Here is a 4,571-nt window from a genome sequence, read left to right on the forward strand (position 1 = left end):
GCTGTCCGGTAAAAAAAGTACTTTTGCTCATGTTGTGTATTTAAGTGTGGTAACTCAAATATCAACACGAAGGGGTAGCTTTAAACTACCCCTTTAACTTTTTTAATAAAATCTTTTACCGGACAACAGTGAAACAAGTTCGGCATGACATGGTTTTTTAGCTATCAATGACCCTCATTTCCCATTTTCAACTTTTTTTTCCACATTTAGGATTTTTCCCTACATTTGCGGGCTAATTGTCGCTCATTGAAATCGCTCAAAACATATTCGATTCCTTTTACCGGCCTCAAGCTGGGAAAGCACTTTTTTGACTATGTGATCAAAGACGAATTTTTTGATGAAATGGACTATTCCATCGTCAAAAAGGCTGATCTTCAGTGCAAAGTGGAGTTGGACAAGCAGGAAACCATGCTCATCCTGAACTTCCATATTTATGGAACCATTACGATGACATGCGATAAATGCCTGGCCGAATATCCGCATCCTGTTGATGTTCATGAGCAGCAGATCGCCAAATTTGCCGAAGAGGAAATTGACGAAGACGAAGAAATCATCACCCTGAACAAGAATGATCACGAGATCAATATTGCGGGTTTGATATATGAATACATAAATGTTGCGGCTCCTTTTATAGCAGTTTGCAACGACGAGGGGAACACGTCTTATTGTGATAAGGAGATGATCGAAAGATTAAATCAGTTATCGGCAAAAGGCGGAGACGACGACAAAACGGATCCAAGGTGGGACGTTTTGAAGAATATTTAAATGATAATTTAGGAAGTTATGCCACATCCAAAACGGAAATTCTCAAAATCAAGGACAGCAAAACGTAGAACACACTACAAAGCTGAAGCGCCTACTTTAACTACTTGTAAAACTACTGGTGCAGTACATTTGCCTCACAGAGCTTATACTGTTGACGGTAACTTATACTACAACGGCAAAGTCCTTATCGAAAACACCGCAACAGCCTAAGTTTAATTTTCAAATATGAAGATTGGCTTAGATATTATGGGCGGCGATTTTGCTCCTAAGGCGACTGTGCTGGGAGCAATAGCGGCTTATAAGGCTTTGTCGGGCGACCAGAAACTGGTGCTTATCGGCGATAAGGAAATTGCCCTGTCCATTCTTCATGAAAATAACTTTAGCCCCGACCATTTCGAGTTTGTACACACAACTGAGGTGATCGGCATGGGCGAACACCCAACCAAAGCGGTCGTTCAAAAACCTGATTCTAGTATTAGTGTCGGTTTCCGTATGCTTAAGGATGGCGAAATACAAGCCTTCTCATCAGCAGGAAATACCGGTGCCATGCTGGTCGGTTCCATGTTTAGCGTAAAAGCCATACCGGGCGTATCCCGCCCTGCAATGACAACCATAGTACCCAAACTGAAAGGCGGTTTGGGTATTTTGTTAGATGTAGGTGCCAATGCTGATTGCAAGGCCGAAAACCTGTTGCAATTTGGTATCCTGGGTAGCCTGTTTGCTGAGTCGGTTTATAACATACCCAATCCACGCGTTGCTCTGGTGAATATTGGCGAGGAAGAAGAGAAAGGCAATATACTTTGCCAGGCTGCTTTCCCGCTGATGAAGGAAAACAAACAGTTCAACTTTATTGGTAACGTAGAGGGGCGCGATTTTTTTAACGAAAGCGCTGATGTATATGTAGCCGATGGCTTTACGGGGAATGTGGTGCTGAAAATGGCCGAATCATTTTATGTGATCGGCCTGAAACTGAAGCTCGAACACGAGTTTTTCGGACGGTTTAACTACGAGCAATACGGCGGCAGCCCGATATTAGGTATAAATGCGCCGGTAGTGGTGGGACACGGGATATCCAGTCCCGAAGCGATCAAAAACATGGTGCTCCTGTCGAGAGACATGTTTGAGAGCGATCTCATAAATAAAATAAAAAGAGCATTTCAATAAAATCTACATATAGAAATGAATAAGATTCATGCTGCAATTACTGCTGTGAATGGATATGTACCAGATTATGTTTTAACAAACCATGAACTGGAGACAATGGTGGAAACGAATGATGAATGGATAACCACCCGGACCGGCATAAAAGAGCGCAGAATACTAAAAGGCGAAGGCCTTGCAACATCGGATATGGCGGTTCACGCTGTTGAAGGGTTGCTGAAGAAGAGAGGGATCAGTGCTGAAGAAATAGAATTGATCATATTTTGTACTACCACGCCCGATATGCCGTTCCCGGCTACGGCGAATATCCTTGCTGACAAAATTGGTGCTAAAAATGCCTGGGGATATGATCTGCAGGCGGCTTGTTCAGGATTTATCTTCGGATTAGCTACAGGCGCGCAATTTATCGAAAGCGGAAAACACACAAAAGTTCTGGTAGTAGGCGGCGATAAAATGTCGTCTATCGTGAACTATAAAGACCGTGCAACCTGCATCATTTTTGGTGACGGCTGCGGTGCTGCTTTGCTGGAACCGAATACAGAAGGTTACGGTGTGATTGACTCTATACTGAAAAGCGATGGAGCTGGCCGTGCGTTTCTTCACCAGAAAGCAGGCGGTTCTTTAAAACCTGCGTCACATGAAACGGTAGATGCTTTGGAGCACTATGCTTACCAGGAAGGGCAGGCGGTTTTCAAATTCGCGGTAACCAATATGGCCGATGTTGCTGCCGAAGTAATGGAGCGCAATAACCTTAAATCGGACGATATTGCATGGCTGGTTCCGCACCAGGCAAACAAACGCATTATCGATGCTACAGCTAATCGTACCGGTGTAAGCGCTGATAAAGTGATCATCAACATAGAGCGATACGGCAACACCACCAACGGAACCATTCCACTTTGCTTATGGGAATGGGAAAGTAAATTCAAAAAAGGCGATAACCTGATACTGGCTGCCTTTGGCGGCGGCTTTACCTGGGGCTCGATCTATTTAAAATGGGCTTATTGATTTGATGTGCAGATGAGTGGATGTGCAGATATGCAAATGCTTTAACTTTTGTACAACCATTTATTTGAACTTTATTAAATATGTTTTGTTATTTTGCTAACAACTAACTATTAAAAAAACCAGCCAAACATCTGCACATTTGCATATCTGCACATTTTCACATTAAAATGGCACATTTGCACATCTGCACATTAACATATAACTTAGATATAATCTTTTATCCAAAACCAATTCATTCCGCTATATGGATATCAAACAAATTCAGGACCTTATACGCTTTGTCTCAAAGTCGGGGGTAAATGAAGTTTCAATTGAACAGAACGATTTCAAGATTACAATAAAAACTAACCAGGCTCCGACGTATGTTACAGCAAATCTTCCGGCTGCGGAAGGCGCACCGTCATATGTTGCTCCAGCCCCTGTAGCTGCAGCACAATCGGCTGCTCCTGCAACTGCCGCTGCTGCTCCCGAAGCTCCTGCTGCTGATACTGCTAACCTGATCACTGTAAGATCGCCGATGATCGGTACATTCTATCGCTCATCATCACCTGATAAACCAATGTTTGTAAATGTTGGCGACGAGATAAAACCAGGTTCGGTTGTATGTATCATTGAAGCGATGAAATTGTTTAACGAGATCGAATCAGAAGTTTCGGGCCGGGTTGTGAAAATATTGGTTGACAACGCTTCACCTGTTGAGTACGACCAGCCATTGTTTTTGGTTGAACCGGTTTAATATGCGAATGTGCAGATGTGCGGATGAATTAAGCCAATCTGCATATCATCACATCTGCACATCTGCACATCTGTAATTTGCACATTAAAACTATGTTTAAAAAAATATTAATAGCTAACCGTGGTGAGATTGCCCTTCGCATTATCCGTACTTGCAAGGAGATGGGCATTAAAACGGTAGCTGTATATTCTACCGTCGACAGGGACAGCCTGCACGTACGTTTTGCTGATGAAGCCGTATGTATCGGTCCGCCTGCCAGCCGCGATTCTTATTTGAATATCCCCAACCTGATATCTGCCGCCGAACTGACCAATGCTGATGCAATCCACCCCGGCTATGGGTTTTTGTCAGAAAATGCCAAGTTTTCGGCTATCTGCGCAGAATATGGTATCAAATTTATAGGTGCTACTGCCGACCAGATAAACGCCATGGGCGACAAGGCATCTGCCAAAGCAACCATGAAAAAGGCCGGTGTGCCTACTATTCCGGGTTCTGAAGGTTTGTTACAGGACGTGAAAGAAGGTCTTGTCGTAGCTAATAAAATAGGATATCCCGTTATACTAAAAGCTACTGCCGGTGGCGGTGGCCGTGGTATGCGCCTGGTATGGAAAGACGAAGAATTTGAACCGGCATGGGATTCGGCGCGTGCTGAATCAGCAGCAGCGTTTGGTAACGACGGTATCTATTTGGAGAAATATGTAGAAGATCCGCGTCACATCGAAATACAGGTTGTGGGCGATCAATATGGTAAAGTTTGCCACCTTTCAGAGCGTGATTGCTCCATTCAACGTCGTCACCAAAAACTGGTGGAAGAATCGCCATCGCCATTTATGACTGAAAAGCTTCGCAAAAAAATGGGCGACGCGGCTATAAAAGGTGCAAAAGCAGTGAAATATGAAGG

At 43.7% G+C, this 4,571-nt stretch carries 6 protein-coding genes; all 6 read left to right on the forward strand.

Features of this window, described 5'->3' with window-relative positions:
• Positions 1 to 246: 246 nt before the first annotated feature.
• Positions 247 to 765 carry a YceD family protein gene (locus VIM89_RS23095; protein ID WP_488158554.1) on the forward strand — a complete coding sequence of 173 codons (519 nt, stop codon included), beginning with the start codon at positions 247 to 249 and terminating at the stop codon, positions 763 to 765.
• 18 nt (positions 766 to 783) lie between these two features.
• Positions 784 to 975, forward strand: a complete 192-nt coding sequence (gene rpmF / locus VIM89_RS23100; RefSeq protein WP_302901433.1) for a 50S ribosomal protein L32 — start codon at positions 784 to 786, stop codon at positions 973 to 975.
• Between the two features lie 15 nt (positions 976 to 990).
• A complete protein-coding gene (plsX, locus tag VIM89_RS23105; RefSeq protein WP_488158555.1) occupies positions 991 to 1,929 on the forward strand; it encodes a phosphate acyltransferase PlsX in 939 nt (312 codons plus the stop codon).
• Positions 1,930 to 1,944: 15 nt separating this feature from the next.
• Positions 1,945 to 2,934 carry a beta-ketoacyl-ACP synthase III gene (locus tag VIM89_RS23110; protein ID WP_488158556.1) on the forward strand — a complete coding sequence of 330 codons (990 nt, stop codon included), beginning with the start codon at positions 1,945 to 1,947 and terminating at the stop codon, positions 2,932 to 2,934.
• A 244-nt stretch (positions 2,935 to 3,178) separates the two neighbouring features.
• Positions 3,179 to 3,670, forward strand: a complete 492-nt coding sequence (gene accB, locus VIM89_RS23115) for an acetyl-CoA carboxylase biotin carboxyl carrier protein (RefSeq protein ID WP_488158557.1) — start codon at positions 3,179 to 3,181, stop codon at positions 3,668 to 3,670.
• A gap of 92 nt (positions 3,671 to 3,762) precedes the next feature.
• The coding region (locus tag VIM89_RS23120) for an acetyl-CoA carboxylase biotin carboxylase subunit (protein WP_488158558.1) at positions 3,763 to 4,571 on the forward strand (809 nt) is incomplete at its 3' end.

The sequence above is a fragment of the Mucilaginibacter sp. genome (assembly GCF_036568825.1).
Classification (GTDB): Bacteria; Bacteroidota; Bacteroidia; order Sphingobacteriales; family Sphingobacteriaceae; genus Mucilaginibacter.

Bases quoted from the DNA above. Each gene is read 5' to 3' on its own strand.
- rpmF (WP_302901433.1), top strand. From the start codon at position 784: ATGCCACATCCAAAACGGAAATTCTCAAAATCAAGGACAGCAAAACGT.
- plsX (WP_488158555.1), top strand. From the start codon at position 991: ATGAAGATTGGCTTAGATATTATGGGCGGCGATTTTGCTCCTAAGGCG.
- VIM89_RS23110 (WP_488158556.1), top strand. From the start codon at position 1,945: ATGAATAAGATTCATGCTGCAATTACTGCTGTGAATGGATATGTACCA.
- accB (WP_488158557.1), top strand. From the start codon at position 3,179: ATGGATATCAAACAAATTCAGGACCTTATACGCTTTGTCTCAAAGTCG.